This window comes from Oribacterium sp. HCP3S3_B9 (assembly GCF_052064255.1).
GTDB lineage: Bacteria > Bacillota > Clostridia > Lachnospirales > Lachnospiraceae > Oribacterium.
In genome coordinates this window covers 30,595-46,784 of the sequence record NZ_JBQHVY010000013.1, presented here as the reverse complement: position 1 = coordinate 46,784, position 16,190 = coordinate 30,595, and the positions used below count along the sequence as shown (strand labels likewise).

The 16,190-nt window shown below is 57.8% G+C and carries 9 protein-coding genes; all 9 read right to left on the bottom strand.

Annotation, left to right across the window (positions count from 1 at the left end):
- Positions 1 to 233: 233 nt before the first annotated feature.
- On the bottom strand, positions 234 to 3,014 hold the full coding sequence (gene mutS / locus ACTNC3_RS07645; protein ID WP_441227017.1) for a DNA mismatch repair protein MutS: 2,781 nt from the start codon (positions 3,012 to 3,014) through the stop codon (positions 234 to 236).
- Positions 3,015 to 3,295: 281 nt separating this feature from the next.
- Complete coding sequence (miaB, locus tag ACTNC3_RS07640; RefSeq protein ID WP_441227016.1) at positions 3,296 to 4,750, bottom strand: tRNA (N6-isopentenyl adenosine(37)-C2)-methylthiotransferase MiaB; 1,455 nt, start codon at positions 4,748 to 4,750, stop codon at positions 3,296 to 3,298.
- Between the two features lie 407 nt (positions 4,751 to 5,157).
- Positions 5,158 to 6,444, bottom strand: a complete 1,287-nt coding sequence (locus tag ACTNC3_RS07635; RefSeq protein WP_441227015.1) for a glutamate-5-semialdehyde dehydrogenase — start codon at positions 6,442 to 6,444, stop codon at positions 5,158 to 5,160.
- A 658-nt stretch (positions 6,445 to 7,102) separates the two neighbouring features.
- Entirely contained in the window at positions 7,103 to 7,417 is a 315-nt protein-coding gene (locus ACTNC3_RS07630; RefSeq protein WP_410043977.1) for a DUF896 domain-containing protein, read from the bottom strand.
- Positions 7,417 to 8,295 (bottom strand): glutamate 5-kinase, encoded by an 879-nt coding sequence (gene proB / locus ACTNC3_RS07625; RefSeq protein WP_441227014.1) that lies wholly within the window; start codon positions 8,293 to 8,295, stop codon positions 7,417 to 7,419. Before proB ends, ACTNC3_RS07630 begins: the two co-directional genes overlap by 1 nt.
- Positions 8,296 to 8,422: 127 nt before the next feature.
- The gene (locus tag ACTNC3_RS07620) at positions 8,423 to 10,060 is read right to left on the bottom strand and encodes an NAD(P)/FAD-dependent oxidoreductase (protein WP_441227013.1); all 1,638 of its coding nucleotides are present in this window, start codon (positions 10,058 to 10,060) and stop codon (positions 8,423 to 8,425) included.
- A gap of 1,301 nt (positions 10,061 to 11,361) precedes the next feature.
- Positions 11,362 to 12,660 carry an ABC transporter substrate-binding protein gene (locus ACTNC3_RS07615; RefSeq protein WP_441227012.1) on the bottom strand — a complete coding sequence of 433 codons (1,299 nt, stop codon included), beginning with the start codon at positions 12,658 to 12,660 and terminating at the stop codon, positions 11,362 to 11,364.
- 14 nt (positions 12,661 to 12,674) lie between these two features.
- Positions 12,675 to 14,123 (bottom strand): GGDEF domain-containing protein, encoded by a 1,449-nt coding sequence (locus ACTNC3_RS07610; RefSeq protein WP_441227037.1) that lies wholly within the window; start codon positions 14,121 to 14,123, stop codon positions 12,675 to 12,677.
- 577 nt (positions 14,124 to 14,700) lie between these two features.
- Entirely contained in the window at positions 14,701 to 16,176 is a 1,476-nt protein-coding gene (locus ACTNC3_RS07605; RefSeq protein ID WP_441227011.1) for an NAD(P)/FAD-dependent oxidoreductase, read from the bottom strand.
- Positions 16,177 to 16,190 lie beyond the last annotated feature (14 nt).

Here is a 16,190-nt window from a genome sequence, read left to right as displayed (position 1 = left end):
TCATAGAGTCGGAGTCCTGATGGCTCCCGGAAGTCACCGGGGTCAGACCCCCTTGTGGATAGATTCAAGGGGGCATAAACGATAGAAGTGGGTCTGACCCCTTGGCCTCCCGATAGTTTACGGTCGGAGCTGCATTAACTCCCGGAAGTTACTGGGGTCAGACCCCCGAATGGCTGAATTTACGGGACTCAGGCCGTAAAGCGTGGGTCTGACCCCTTGGCCTCGCGGACATGTTATGACAGCTGGAAGCGGTCCTTTAGTTCGTAGAGGGTGTTCATGGCGTCGAGCGGGGTCATGTGGTTGATGTCGATGCTGCGGAGGTAGTCGAGGGCGTCGCGGATCGATGCCGGGAGCGCCGGTTCGGTACCTGCCGTACCCGCTGGTGTCGCTGCACCTGCCGGGGCTGTGCCGTCGGCTGTGGAGCCAGCTGCTCCGCGCGTAGCCTCGGGCATCCGCTCCGCGACCATGCCCTTCGCCGCATCCGCGGCATCGAAGGACAGGTCTCCGTCCGCGCCGGCGCCGCTCTCCTCGAGCGCGAGGCTTTCCTGACGGAAGCCTGGCTCGCAGTCGAGCTCGCGCGCCTTCGCGAGGATATCCGCGTCGCTGAGCTCCGCGGCGATCTCCTTCGCCCGCTCGATGACCGGGCGCGGCACGCCGGCGAGGCTCGCCACGTCGATGCCGTACGACTGGTCGGCGCCCCCAGGGATGATCTTCCGGAGGAACACGATATCCTGATCGTGGTTGGTTACCGCGATACAGTAGTTGTTGACGCCGTCCAGCCGTCCCTCGAGCTCGGTGAGCTCGTGATAATGCGTGGCGAAGAGAGTCTTCGCCCGAACGACCTTCGCGATGTACTCGACCACGGCCCAGGCGATGCTGAGGCCGTCGAAGGTCGAGGTACCGCGACCGATCTCATCGAGGATCAACAGCGACTTCGTCGTCGCATTCCGAAGGATATTCGCCACCTCGTTCATCTCCACCATGAAGGTCGACTGACCGGACGCGAGGTCGTCGCTCGCGCCGACCCGCGTGAAGATACGATCGCAGATCGAGATATCCGCATGGCTCGCCGGCACGAAGGAGCCGATGCTCGCCATCAGCACGATCAGCGCCACCTGCCGCATGTAGGTCGATTTACCGGCCATGTTCGGCCCGGTGATGATGGCGATCCGGTCCTTCGCATCGTCTAGGCGGGTATCATTGGTCACGAACATCCCATCCTGGAGCAGCTTCTCGATGACCGGATGACGCCCATCCCGGATATCGATACGCCCCGCCTCGTTGATCTCCGGACGACAGTAGTTGTTGCTCGTCGCGACCTTCGACAGCGAGATCAGACAGTCGAGCAGCGCCACATAGTGCGAGGTCTTCTGCACGCGCTGCACATTCTCCGCGATGGTATCCCGCACATCGCAGAAAAGCTCGTACTCGAGCTGGTGCAGCTTCTCCTCCGCACCGAGGATCTCATTCTGAAGCTTCTCGAGCTCCTCCGTCGTGTAGCGCTCCGCACCCGTCAGGGTCTGCTTCCGGATATAGTCCGCCGGCACGAGGTCCTTGAAGCTGTTTGTCACCTCGATACAGTAGCCGAAGATACGGTTGAACTTCACCTTCAGGGTCTTGATCCCCGTGCGCTCCCGCTCCCGCTGCTCGAGCTCCGCGAGCCACTGCTTACCGTTCAGCTTCGACTGCATGTAGCGGTCCGCCTCCGCGTGGTAGCCCTCCCGGATGATGCCGCCATCGCGGCTCGATACCGGCGGATCCTCCACGATCGCCTGGTCGATACGCTGGTAGAGCTCCTGCATCTCGTCGATGCCCTCATAGATCTCCTTCATAAGCGGTGACTGGAAGAGCCCGAGCTCCTGCCGGATATCCGGCAGCATGCGAAGCGACTGCTTGAAGGCGATGAGATCCCGCGGATTTGCCGTCTTATAGCAGATCTTTCCGAGCAGACGTTCGAAATCGTAGACGGTGTTCAGGTACTCGGACATCTCCTCCCGGTCGATATAGTGCCCGCAGAGCTCCTCGATCGCGTCCTGCCGCGCGAGGATCTGCGCCCGGTCGATGAGCGGCTGCTCGAGGAAACGACGGAGCATACGTGCGCCCATCGCCGTCCGGGTCTTGTCGAGAACCCAGAGCAGCGTGCCACGCTTTTTCTTCTCCCGCATCGTCTCGATCAGCTCGAGATTCCGCTGGGTCGCCGTGTCGATGATCATGTACTGGCTGCTTGCGTAGTAGCGGATGTTCGAGATATGCGCGACGCTGTTCTTCTGCGTCTCATAGACATAGTGCAGTGCCGCCGCCGCACTCAGGCGCGATAGATCCCGGTCCGCGAGGCCGATTCCCTGAATGCTCGCATGGAAGTGCTCCTCGAGCAGCTTCGTCGCCGCCTCATCCTTATACACCCCATCCTCGAGCTCCGTGATGATCAGATTGAAGCGCTCCTTGATGAAATCCGTATCCGCGCCCGAGATCATAAACGCCTGATTACACACGATCTCCGCTGGCTGGAAGCGGCTCAGCTCATCGAGCACCTCCTTCACCGTGCCGCAGGTCGTCGTCAGAAACTCGCCGGTCGACACATCGACGCTGCTCACGCCGAAGCCCGACGCATCGTAGAAGATGCTCATGAGGAAGTTGTTCTTCGTCTCATCGAGCCCCTGCTCGGCGGTCAATGTTCCCGGTGTCACCACGCGGATGACCCCTCGCTTCACGAGTCCCTTCGCAAGCTTCGGATCCTCGAGCTGTTCCGCGATGGCCACCTTATAGCCCGCACCCACGAGACGCGTCACATAGCTGTCCGCCGCATGAAACGGGATGCCGCACATCGGTGCCCGCTCCGCCTGTCCGCAGTCCTTCCCGGTCAGCACCAGATCCAGCACCGACGACGCGGTCTTCGCATCCTCATAGAACATCTCGTAGAAATCGCCGATCCGATAAAAGAGGATGCAGTCCGGATACTGCTTCTTGGTTTCGAGGTACTCCGCCATCATCGGCGACAACTTTTTCTCAGCCATCTGTTTCCTTTCGCTGCCTGCGCCCCGCAGGCCAATGCACACATCTGTCTTCCGCCCGTCACTGTTGAAACGTCGTTAAGTCAAGACGTAGCTCGGCGGACAGCAGCCGGAAGCCATACGTAGAGACCGTGTGAAATCAAGTCAGGTCCCCTTAGCGGCACTTGGTACATTTTCCTTAGCACCCTCTAGCAACGCTGAGTTTTCATGAAGAAAACTCAGCGATTGCAGAGGGCCTAGTGCCGCTTAGGGTCCCTGACTTAGATTGAACCGGTCTCGCAGTACTATGCTTCCGACTGCCGTCCGACGAGCTCGCCGAAGTAGTAGAAGCCCTTCGACTCCGTAAGCTTCACCATCTGCATGGTGCCGATCAGCTCCTTCGGGCCCGGGAAGTGCACGAGCACGCTGTTTGAGAGCCGTCCCGTGAGGTAGCCCTCCTGGTTCTTGTTCTCATCCTCGACGAGGACCTCCATGGTCTTTCCGAGGTCGCGGGTCTCGTTCGCCGCCGAGCTCTCCTGCACGATTTTAAGAAGCCGGGCGAAGCGGTCCTTCACATCCTCCTCCGGCACCTGCTCGTAGCTCGCCGCCGGTGTGCCCGTCCGCTTACTGTAGATGAAGGTGTACGCCGCGTCGAACTGCGCCTGCTGCACGACCTCCACGGTATCCTGGAAGTCCGCCTCAGTCTCACCCGGGAAGCCCACGATGATGTCGGTGGTCAGCGCCACCTCCGGCAGCTCCCGGCGGATCTTCTCCACGAGTGCGAGGTAGCTCTCCTTCGTATAGTGCCGGTTCATGCGCTTGAGAATCGCGCTGGAGCCGGACTGCAGCGGCAGGTGAATGTGCCGCTCGATGTTCGGGTGCGTCTTCATCACCTCGATGAGCTCATCCGAGAGATCCTTCGGGTTCGAGGTCATATAGCGTACGCGCCGGAGACCCGGCAGCTCTGCCACGGCGGCGAGCAGCTCCGGGAAGCTCGTGCTGCCCGGGATGTCATTGCCATAGGAATTGACATTCTGACCGAGCAGGGTGATCTCGAGACAGCCATCCGCGATCAGCTGCTCGCACTCACGGAGGATCGCCGTCGCATTACGCGACTTCTCCCGACCACGCACGTACGGCACGATACAGTAGGTGCAGAAATTATTACAGCCGTAGCTGATGTTCACCGCGCCCTTGAAGCGGTAGCGACGGTCACTCGGCAGTTCCTCGACGATCATCTTCGTATCCTCGAGCACCTCGAAGGTCCGCTTCCCGGTGACGAGCGTCTGGTACAGAAGCTCCGCGAGCTTGTAGACATTGTGCGTACCGAAGACGAGACGCACGTACGGATAGCGCTTCCGGATCCCCTCGACCTCGTCCTTCTCCTGCATCATGCAGCCGGTGATACCGATGATCATCCCATCGCGGCGCTCGTACTGATGCTTCAGACGGCCGACCCGACCGTACAGCTTCATGTTCGCATTCTCCCGCACCGTACAGGTCGTGAACAGCACGACATCCGCATCCCGGTCATCCTCCGTCACAGTGTAGCCGCAGCGCTCCAGGATACCGAGCAGCTTCTCACCATCCTTCGCCGACATCTGACAGCCCATGACCTCGACCATACAGTGCGCCGCATAGCCCTCCTGCTTCTTCATCTCCACGAGCTCACGGACACGGTCCATGAAATAGTACTGCCGCGCCGGCTCCTCCGCCGGTGCCTGCTCCACGATTTCTTTAAAATCTATAATGTAATCCATAAATCAAATCAACTTTCTATATTTCCAAGTATTGGTAGCAGTTCAGCCAAAGGTCCCCGGAGGACCGACAACAGACGCCATACGTAGAGACCGTGTGAAATCAAGTCAGGTCCCCTTAGCGGCACTTGGTATATATCCATGCGCCTTTGGCGCGTGGATGCCCCCGGGCGGCGAGGCCGTTTTGCCACCTTGGTGGCAAAATCAAGCGACGATGCCCGCGCCGTAGGCGCATCTAATGGCATCGTCTCCTTGCGTCATTTTCCTTAGCACCCTCTGCAACGCTGAGTTTTCATAAAGAAAACTCAGTGATTGCAGAGGGCCTAGTGCCGCTTAGGGTCCCCGGCTTAGAGTTCACCGGTCTCGAAGTACTGTGCTTCAGATGCCACCCCTTCAGGGCCCTGCAGAATTCAACGGATCTGTCCATCTCCGTAGATCTTATATTTATAGGTGGTGAGCTCTCGAAGTCCCATCGGGCCACGCGCGTGCAGCTTTCCAGTCGAGATCCCGATCTCGGCACCGAAGCCGAAGCAGCCGCCATCCGTGAAGCGCGTCGACGCGTTCCAGTAGACACAGGCACTGTCGATCCCGTTCAGGAACTGCTCCGCATGCGCCGCATCCTCCGTGATGATCGACTCACTGTGCCCGGTGCTGCAGCGGTTGATGTGCGAGATCGCCTCCGCTACCGAGTGCACCGTCTTCACCGAGATCTTATAGTCGAGGTACTCCGTTGTGAAGTCCTCCTCCGTCGCCGCATGCACGAGGCGCATGTCGATGCCCTCCCCGGCCGCTGCCGCCGCCTGCACCGCCGCGTAACTCGGCGCATCACAGTACGCCTCGACCTGCATCTCCTGCAGCTTCCGAATCACCGGCACGAGCACCGTCGACAGCACCTCTGCATCCACAACCAGCGACTCACAGGCATTGCACACACCGATGCGCTGCGTCTTCGCGTTGAACACGATCGGCACGGCCTTCGCCACATCCGCACTTGCGTCGAGGAAGATGTGACAGTTCCCGGCTCCGGTCTCGATGACCGGCACGGAAGCATTGCGCACGACCGCCTGGATCAGCCGATGCGAACCGCGCGGGATCAGCACATCCACGTACTCATTCATCTGCATGAAGCGGTTCGTCGTCTCGTGATCCGTCGCCTCGATCAGCTGCAGTACGTTCGGGTCAATGCCGGCGGCCTCGATGGCGCTCCGGAGGACCTTCGTAATCGCGAGGTTCGAGTGGATCGCATCCGACCCACCCTTCAGGATCACGGCATTCGCCGTCTTGAAGCAGAGGGACCAGGCATCGCTCGTCACGTTCGGACGCGCCTCGTAGATGATCCCGATCACACCGATCGGCACCGCCACCTTCTGAAGCCGGAGCCCGTTCGGGCGCGTCGTCTCGGACAGCAGCTCGCCGACCGGATCCTCGAGAGACGCGATGTCACGGATCGCATCCGCCATCGCATGGAGACGCTCCTCTGTGAGCCGCAGACGATCCCGGAGCCCCGCCGGCATCTGATTCTGATCTGCGATGGCGAGATCCTCCGCATTGCCCCGGAGGATCGCCGCCTGGTTTTCCTCCCGATCGAGGGCATCCGCCGCCATCCTCAGCACCTGATTCTTCTTCGCTGCATCCAGCACCGCCAGCGTCCGCGCCGCTGCACGCGCATCCGCACCGATTCGCTCAAGATCGATCATGTTTCCCTCTACTTTCTTCTTTCAGGGGTCACGAGTGACTTCCCTTAACAATCAGGGGTCCGACCCCCTTGTGACCAAATTCACGGGACGTCAGGCACTACGCGGGGGTCAGACCCCTTGGCTTTCCCGATACTTTCCGGGTCCGACCCCCTTCTGACTAAATTCACGGGACGTCAGGCACTACGCGGGGGTCAGACCCCTTGGCTTTCCCGATACTTTCCGGGTCAGACCCCCTTCCGGCTATATCAACGAGACATCAACCGCTACGCGGGGGTCTTACCCCTTGGCCTCCCGTCACTTCCTACTGCTTTCCGGGGTCCGACCCCCTTCCGGCTAAATCTACGGGACGTCAGGCACTACGCGGGGGTCAGACCCCTTGGCCGCCCGGAAGTCAACTTGTAACCGCTCAGGCAGGGTTCCCCCGGAGGGGTGGCAACGAAGGCCATACGTAGAGACCGTGTGAAATCAAGCCGGGTTCCCTTAGCGGCACTTGGTGTTATCTCTCCTTGGAACCCTCTGCAACGCTGAGTTTTCATAAAGAAAACTCAGTGATTGCAGAGGGCCTAGTGCCGCTTAGGGTCCCCGGCTTAGAGTTCACCGGTCTCGGAGTACTGTGCCTCCGTTGCCACCCCTCCGGGCCCCTGCCTACTTTTCGGGGTCAGACCCCTTTCTCTTCCTTCAGTTCCTGGTCGGTTTCCGCCATGGCCTTCTCGGCATCGAGCTGGGCGTCGGTCGCAGCCATCGCCTGCTGCGCCTTCGTCTTCGGGTCGAAGGCGTCTGCGGCGTCCTGCTCGGACTGCTTCGACGCGTTCTTGATGTCTTTCAGGTACACGCCGAGGTTCGCCTTCACGGAATCGATATAGGCACGGCGAAGCGTCGCCTGCTCGGCCTTCTCCTCCTCACTAAGGCCGCTGCCCTCCTTCGACTTATGATAAAGCTCATTGATACGCTTGATATCCTGCTCTGTAACCATTATGCATTCTCCTCACTCTCGAGATACTGTACGAGATCAAAATCCTTATTTTCATGTGCTGCGAACAGCGTGCCGACATTCTCTCCCTCGAGAATCTCCGTGATCACATCCGCACTCGTGAAACGCGCGATCACCATATCCGCACCACTGTCCGTCGAAATCCGTGCCGCCGCGAGCTTCGCACTCATGCCCCCGGTGCCGACATTGGACCCGCTGTCCGACTTCCCCATCTCGAGGATGTCCGCATTGATCTCCGGAATGAACGGGATAAACTCCGCATCCGGATTCTTCTTCGGGTCGTCCGTGAAGAGACCATCGATATCCGACAGCAGAATCACCAGATCCGCATGCACCACGGCACCGACGATCGCCGCCAGCTGGTCATTATCCCCGAAGGACTCGACCTGATTGATCTCCGACGTCGACACCGTATCGTTCTCATTGACGACCGGCACTGTGCCAAGATTCAGCAGCTCGAGGAAGGTGTTCGTCGCATTCATACGTGAACGCGGATCGAGCATGATGTTCTTCGTCAGCAGCACCTGCGACGCGATCACACTGTACTCCGAGAAAATCTTCTGGTAGGTCATCATGAGACGCGCCTGCCCGATCGCCGCGAACGCCTGCTTCTCCGCCATGCTCCGCGGACGACGATGCATCCCGATCACACTCCGCCCCGTCGCGATCGCACCCGACGACACGAGGATCACATCCTTCCCCTCCGCATTCAGATCCGAAATCACACGCACCAGCTTCTCGATCTTCCGAAGATCCAGACTCCCCGTCTCCTTGTGGGTGATGCTCGCGGACCCCACCTTAATCACGATCCGCTTCTTATTTTTTAAACTTGCTCTCATCTCATGATTCGTTTTTTCCATAACACTCCCGAGAACTGAAATATTCTATGATTCATTTCAGACAGACGCCTCGGAGTACTGTGTTTCTGCTGCCATCCCTCCGAGGCGTCGAACGAAAATAAAAAACAAATAATGGAATATTCTATAATTAATTATACGACTTGACAAGTGCTTCCGCGGCTTTCATGCCGTCCATCGCCGCGCTCATGATACCGCCCGCATAGCCGGCACCCTCGCCGCACGGATAGAGCCCCCGGATGTTCGAACAGAAGTCCTCACCTCGCGGAATCCGCACCGGACTCGAGGTCCGCGCCTCGATGCCACAGAGCAGCGTATCGTCCTGCGCGAAGCCATGCAGCTTATGCTCGAAGCTCTCCATCCCCTCGATGAAGGTCTCGTTAAACTCATTGAGCGCCGCATAGGACGAGTCCGCCGGGAAGCAGAACAGCCCGTTCAGCCGACTGTAGCCGTACTGCCCCTTGATTTCTGGGCCAATGCTCCCGACCGTTTCGTCGGTGGTTTCGCGATCCGCCTTGAAATCCCCGTAGGTCTGCACCGGCACACGGCCATCCAGCAGCTGGTATGCCCGCTCCTCCAGCGTTCGCTGCAGTGCGATGCCGCCGAGCGGATGGGCCGCCCCATCATAATCCGTCTTCCGAATCGACACGATGATGGCAGCATTGGCATTCTTCCCGTCCCGGGCATGATAGCTCATCCCGTTCACGCAGAGACGCCCCGGCTCCGACGAGCTGTTCACGACATAGCCGCCCGGACACATGCAGAAGCTGTAGACACCACGCCCATTCTTCGCACTCGTGTGCGTCAACTTGTAGGCACCCGGCCCGAGCGCCCGCCGCGTCTCCGCATCCACCGCACCATAGAGATCCGCATCGATCATCGCCTGCGGATGCTGTACACGGAAGCCCATCGCGAAGTCCTTCGCCTCCATGTGGAGACCGGCTGCGTAGAGCTCCTCATAGCTGTCGCGCGCCGAGTGACCGATCGCGAGGATGATCTTCCGATCCTTGTCCCGCACCGGATCATACGTAAACTTCGTATGGAAGTGAATCTCACCGCCGAGCGCCTCGATCTCATAGCGAATTCCGCGCACGACATCGACGAGACAGTCCGTCCCGACATGCGGCTTCGCGTCGATGAGGATGGAGGGATCTGCCCCATAGCCGACGAACAGATTCAGGATGAAACGACTGCGCCCATCCGGATCCTTCGTCAGCGTGTTCAGCTTTCCGTCGGAGAATGTTCCAGCGCCGCCCTCACCGAACTGCGGATTCGAGTCCGGCTTCAGCTCGCCTGTCGCCCAGAGACGCTCGACATCCTCGACACGATCCTCGACCGACGCACCACGCTCATACACGATCGGATGCATCCCGGCACGCGCGAGGATCAGCGCCGCAAACATCCCAGCCGGACCGAAGCCCACGACCACCGGACGATGCGCCTCCTCCCGGAAGTAGTCACGCCGAGGCACGTTCCCGATCTTCTCACCGAGCTCCGGCGCACGATACTCGACCCGCTCGCCCATCTGGACATCCCGGTTCCGAAGCCGCTTCACCAGCTTCTCCTCCGCCCGAAGACCACCCTCCAGCTCCACCAGCAGCGTATAACTGAAGAAAATCTCCGGCCGCTTCCGCGCATCGATCGACCGCCGCAGCACCTCCAGCGTCGCGATCTCCGCCGGCTTCACCCCCAGCAGCTTCGCACACTGAAGCCGCAGCATCTTTACCGACGCCGTCACCGGAAGCTTCACCTGATTCACCTTAATCATAAAAACTCCTTTATTCAAACGCCTCAAATGAGAGGCACTGATTCACCGTTCAGAACCCACCATCGCAGGCAGCGCTCCGGGGAGCTCCACTCCGACCATTAACAAAACACTGCCATCATAACACAAAACAGGAGAAATACGAAATCATAGTAACAGTCCATCCCCCTGGCTCTCCATGGAAGTTTGAGGCTGCTCCTCATTCGCCCACCCCATAGGATTCGTGGATGACTATACGTTCTGGTCCCACCCCCGCTCATGAGGAGCCCTCAAACTTCTGGCAACCCGGGCGAAAAAGATGAAAATCGATGGTTTCATCTAATAACTGGCGGATTATGAAATAGTGGATAATATTAACATCGTTTATCATTTTAGCGCACGATGCTAAGATATCCACTATTTCATAATCGGGCAAATATTGGATAGTTTTCCGTAAAATCAGGCATACGCATATATGCGTACCATCCAATCTACCTGGATTTTTCAAATAGTGGATATGTATTTCGGGCTTCTAAGAAGAATTTCCATAAGCGTATATCCAATATACCTTCATTTATAAAATACTGGATACTCGATCCCGGATTCCTCTTGTAAAATAAGGCTTTTCATATCCAGCATTTTCAAAATCGATTAAGAGTGGATATTTTCCAGCCTTCCTCTATTATTCCAGTTCAAAAACATATCCAGTATTTTCAAAATCAAGCCATATTGGATAGGACATGCCCTAGTTTGGACCTGGAGCCCCTCTTACCGTTACCCCATCATACCTGTTATTCACGGTTTTGATACAGCCTCACCCGCTCGGCCTGAAACAGGCGCCGATTATTTGTTTGCCTGCATGGGGCGGGCCGATATGTGAGTAGATAAAAGATGTACGCCGGGGGTGGGCAGGCAAACGAGAAGAGGCGCCCCGGGTAAGCGCCCCCAAAAACCAGCTGGATTTAGAAAGAAACCCGGCTGAACTGCTACAAATTATAGACACGTAGCAGGCTGGAGGACAGGCAGCGGAAAACCTATGCACGATCACAAATAAGCCGGAGGACAGACATCGGAAACCATACGCCGAGGACGTGTAAATTCAAAACAGGACCCCTTAGAAACACTTGGAGTAATTTTTCCTCAGCACTCCTTCCAACGCCGGGTTTTCATAAAGAAAACCCGGTGATTGGAAGGAGCCTAGTGTTTCTTAGGGGTCCTGTTTTAGAATTTACCGCCGCAGGGCGTACTGTGTTTCCGATGTCTGCCCTCCGGCTGTTTGCCGTACTGCGTTTCCGCTGCCTGCCCTCCGGCCACTGTTTATTTTTTTAGGAGTTTCCCTGCAGCTGCGCGTTGATCTCCGCCGCGCACGCCTCCAGGCTCTCCTTCCCATATAAATACTTATCCGCCGTGTTCTTGAAGGCATCCATCACGGTCGTCGATTCCAGCTGCGGAATCATGATCGCGTTCTCATCCTGCATCTCCCTGATCTCCTGCGCCGCCGCATACTCGAGCGAATCCACCTGCCGCGAACTCTTCAGCGCATCCAGCGCCCGCTCTGAAATCGGTACACCCTTCTCCGTGCCCTGCAGCCGCGCCATATCTGCGTCGTTGATGAGGAAGTTCAGGAAGCGCGCCGCCTCCTTCGGGTGCTGCGTCGTCGCACTGATCGCATAGAGCGTCGCCGGCTTCGTGTACCAGCCGCTGCGAAGCGCCCCCGGCTCCTTGATGTTGTTCCCGATGACGACATTGACCCCGGACTTAGAGAGCTCCGCGCAGTAGCGCGTCGCATCACTCGCCCAGCAGCCGGCCCCTGCCGTCGTCCCGTTTTCGAAATCCGTCGCGTCGAAATCCTCTACCCGCGGAATGACCTTCTTCTCCAGCAGCTGCTTATAGAAGTCGAGGATCTCCACCCAGTCCTCCGCTGTTCCGCAGTAGCTTCCATCCGCCGTGAACAGCACCCGGCCCGTCGTCTGCTCGAAATGCGCAACGAGGCACAGAAACAAATGCTTCTTCACCATGCCGATCGGATAGATCCCATCCTTCGACATCTGCTCCGCCGCCTGGAAAAGATCATCCCAGGTCTCCGGGATGTCGAGCCCATAGCGGTCATAGACATCCTTGTTATAGAAGAACACCGACATATTGTAGGCGATCGGGATCGCATTCAGATGCCCGTTCACCGTACCGAGTGCGAGATCCGCCTCCGTATAGCGGCTGAGATCCAGCACATCCGTCAGGTAGTTGAGGTTATAGTAGCCTGTCCCATCCGGCGAGTAGGTATGCAGCCAGGAATAGTTGATCTGCATGACGTCTGCGTTCGTATGGCTCTTCATGAACACCTGATTGCGCGTCTCGTAGCCGTCCCACACACCATAGGTGTGGTTCACACGAATGTCCGGATTCTTCTCCTCGAAGACCTGGATACCGGTCAGCGTGTACTGGTGGCGTGCGTCATTTCCCCACCAGGCGTAGGAAATCGCCGTCTGCTCCGTATCCTGCCGGTAGATCGTCTGCGTGCCCTCACCGAGCACGCGCTGGTGCCAGAAGCTGCAGCCACCGGTGCTGAGGGCCAATGCTGAGATCAGGGTGCATGCCAATAATTTTTTCCATGCGATTTTTCTCATCCCGTCTCACCACCTTACGAAACATAGTTCGGACGCGCCTTTCCGCTGCGCTTCGCCTCATAGAGGGCACTGTCTGCACGCTTATAGACGTCCTCGAAATGATATTTTCCCTTATCCATCAGATAGATGCCGGAGCTCACGGAAATCTGGCAGATATCCCGTTCCTTCTCGAACTCCCGCTTGAAGCAGTTATAGAGATGATGGATCTCGTCATGCGCCATCTCGTTCGCCTCCTCGAAGGAAAGTTCCGGATAGTTTCGGTAGATGGCGAACTCATCACCGCCCATACGTCCGATCAGCACATTCTCGGTGAAGGCATTCTGGAGCAGCTTCGCCATTCGGATGATGACCTCATCCCCGACACTGTGGCCGAGCTGGTCGTTCACCTTCTTGAAGTTATCGAGATCGAGCATGATGAAGCTGCTCACCTGCGTTTCGGAAACCGCCGCGATCTCGTTCGTGACGAAGCTTTCGAAGGAAGCTTTATTCAGAAGTCCGGTCATGAGATCATGACTCGCCTTATCATTCAAGTCGGTTACGATGCCGGATACCGAACGGTTGAATACGGTATAGACGAAGATACCGCCGAGGATCAGCACACAGCAGATGCAGGCGACGATCAAGATCGTCTTCTGCGCGGCGATGGAATTTTCACGTGTCATCGACTCCACGGAAATCGTACAGATGACGTGCCAGCCGTTCTGGCAGCTGTCCTTCGTCACGAGATACTCGCTGTCCATTACGCTGCCGCTCTCGACACCACTCAAAAGCGATACGATATGCTCCGGAAGCATGGTGGAAACCTCACGCTGACGGCTCGAGTACAGGATCTGGTCGTCTGCATTGACCAGACGTACCGTCATATCGTTCAGTGCCTTCGGGAGCTCGAACACACTCTCGAGCTCGCGGTTATAGATGGACGCCACGACGAGCGCATGCGGATTCAGACGCTTCGTGTAGTAGAGACGGTCATAATTTCCGTTGATGCCGAAGGACCAGCCGTCCGACGTCTGCGGATTCTGTATGGTCTTCGCGAAGGTCTCATACATGCCGCCCTTCGGGAACATCGCCTTCGTCACCTGTGAGATCCAGCCGATCGTGCTTTCATCACTGTAGATGATGCCGAAATCCGAGAAGTTCTCCATGATCCCGAGATCGACGATCTTCTCGTTGATGGCCTTCTCCCGCTGCAGCTTTTTATAATCATCAAGCGTCGTATCCAGCGGATCATAGCCATAGTACTCCTCACTGGAAAAAAGGAGGGCCGCCTTCTGCTGAACCTCCCGGATATAGTTATCGATATTCAGTTCCAGCTGCTTCGAATTCGCCGACACCAGCACCGACACCTGCTGCCGCAGGGTCGTATTCGAGCTGGACAACGTAAGACCCGTCACGACGATCGCCACCATCAGGATACCGAGCGAAAAGATGATGGTCATCGTCAGCTGGATCTTATGCAACATTTTGTTCACGCGTGATACTCCCCTCTATATCGCGAAACACTCATCAGACAGAGTACTAAAACCCGGACATTTACAGTGCATGTTTGATCCTATTACAACAAATCATGTACCCGATCACTAAATTTTATAAATATTTTACTATTAATTTTAAATATACGCAAGATTTACGACTGCGTTTCACGAAAAATACAGACAGCAGCGTGACTGTTCAGACAAGGGGACCAGGCGGGGCGACAACGGAGGCCATACGTAGAGACCGTGTGAAATCAAGCCGGGTCCCCTTAGCGGCACTTGGTAAATATCCATGCGCCTTTGGCGCATGGATGCCCCCGGGCGGCGAGGCCGTTTTGCCACCAAGGTGGCAAAATCAAGCGACGATGCCCGCGCCGTAGGCGCATCTAATGGCATCGTCTCCTTGTCTGTTTTCCTTAGCACCCTCTGTCAACGCTGAGTTTTCATCAGGAAAACTCAGCGATTGCAGAGGGCCTAGTGCCGCTTAGGGTCCCCGGCTTAGATTGAACCGGTCTCGTAGTACTGTGCCTCCGTTGTCGTCCCGCCGGGCCCCCTGTCTGAACGGTCACACTGCGGCGTGCCGCCCGGCGACGAAGCCGGAGGCCCAGGCCCACTGGAGGTTGTAGCCGCCGCAGATGCCGTCGATGTCGAGGACTTCACCGGCGAAGTAGAGGCCCGGGACGAGACGGGAAGCCATGGTGCCCGGATCAACCTCCGTCGTGTCGACACCACCGGCCACGACCTGTGCCTGCAGGAAGCCGTTCATCTCGACACACTCTGCCTTGAAGCGAACACTGAGGGATGCAAGGCTTCGAAGCTGCTTCTCACTGAGCTCCGCGACCGGAAGCTCTGGACGCACGCTCGCCATCCGAAGCAGAAGCTGCCCAAGCTTCTGGTGCAGCAGCCCCGTAAAGAAGCTCTCCATCTTCCGCCCCGCGAGCCGCTCCTGCCGCTGCCGGTACAGCTGAACCGCGAGGTCCTTCGGGTCCTCTGCCTTTGCAGCACAGCACGACACCTCTGCTCGCGCATTCTGCGCATTTTTTGCCGCCGATACTTCGATCGTCGAAATCCCAGAAGCCGAAGACGCTCGTTTCGAATTTCGTACTGCTGCACCTGCTTCTGTGAATCCCGGCAGGAAATTGATGTAGACCGCGGCCTTCTTCCCCTCCTGCAGCGCATACGCCGCATAACGGGACAGCTGGAACACCGGGATGCCCGAGATCCCATAATCGACGAGCTGAAGCTCCCCGGCCTCACGGTCGACACTGTGCCCGTCGATCACCAGCTCGAGCGCCGCCTCTGTACGGATCCCGGCGAGTGCCCGAAACGCATCTCCGGCGCAGCGGATCCCGCAGAGTGCCGGCACATACGGCACGATGGTATGCCCCAGCTTCCGCGCGATGAAGTATCCGTCCCCGTTCGAGCCCGTCTTCGGTGCCGCCTTCGAACCCGCCGCGAGGATCACTCGATCTGCCTTCACCGTCGCATCCGTACACTGAATCATAAAATATCCAGCGTTCCTCTTCTCGCGAATCTCCGACGCAGACGCAGCTTTCCCCGGCATGGACGCCTTTGCAGCCGAAAACTCCGCATCCGCGTCGACACGCTGCACGCTCTTCACCTCCGCGTTATAGTACACCTTCACCGACAGACGGTGAAGCTCCTCCCGGAGCGCATCCACGACAGCACTCGCCTGATCCGAATTCGGATAGACATAGCTTCCACGGAAACGCGGCTCCACCCCGATCGCACGGAACCAGTCCAGCACCGCCTCCGGCGGCAGCGCATCCAGCGACGGTGCCACAAACTCCGGATGAAAGCCCCGGAACTTCCCACCGATCCGATCACTCATATCGAGATTCGTGTAATTGCAGCGCCCGTTACCCGTCATCGCCAGCTTCTTCCCCAGCTGCGGATTCTTCTCGATCAGCGTTACGATCGCCCCGGCCCGCGCCGCCTCGATCGCCGCCATCATCCCGGCCGCTCCACCACCGATCACCGCCACTGTCGTCTTCCTGTTTTCATTTCTCTTACTTTCCATACTGAACGCTCCTA

Bases quoted from the DNA above. Each gene is read 5' to 3' on its own strand.
- mutS (WP_441227017.1), bottom strand. From the start codon at position 3,014: ATGGCTGAGAAAAAGTTGTCGCCGATGATGGCGGAGTACCTCGAAACC.
- miaB (WP_441227016.1), bottom strand. From the start codon at position 4,750: ATGGATTACATTATAGATTTTAAAGAAATCGTGGAGCAGGCACCGGCG.
- ACTNC3_RS07635 (WP_441227015.1), bottom strand. From the start codon at position 6,444: ATGATCGATCTTGAGCGAATCGGTGCGGATGCGCGTGCAGCGGCGCGG.
- ACTNC3_RS07630 (WP_410043977.1), bottom strand. From the start codon at position 7,417: ATGGTTACAGAGCAGGATATCAAGCGTATCAATGAGCTTTATCATAAG.
- proB (WP_441227014.1), bottom strand. From the start codon at position 8,295: ATGGAAAAAACGAATCATGAGATGAGAGCAAGTTTAAAAAATAAGAAG.
- ACTNC3_RS07620 (WP_441227013.1), bottom strand. From the start codon at position 10,060: ATGATTAAGGTGAATCAGGTGAAGCTTCCGGTGACGGCGTCGGTAAAG.
- ACTNC3_RS07615 (WP_441227012.1), bottom strand. From the start codon at position 12,660: ATGAGAAAAATCGCATGGAAAAAATTATTGGCATGCACCCTGATCTCA.
- ACTNC3_RS07610 (WP_441227037.1), bottom strand. From the start codon at position 14,123: ATGTTGCATAAGATCCAGCTGACGATGACCATCATCTTTTCGCTCGGT.
- ACTNC3_RS07605 (WP_441227011.1), bottom strand. From the start codon at position 16,176: ATGGAAAGTAAGAGAAATGAAAACAGGAAGACGACAGTGGCGGTGATC.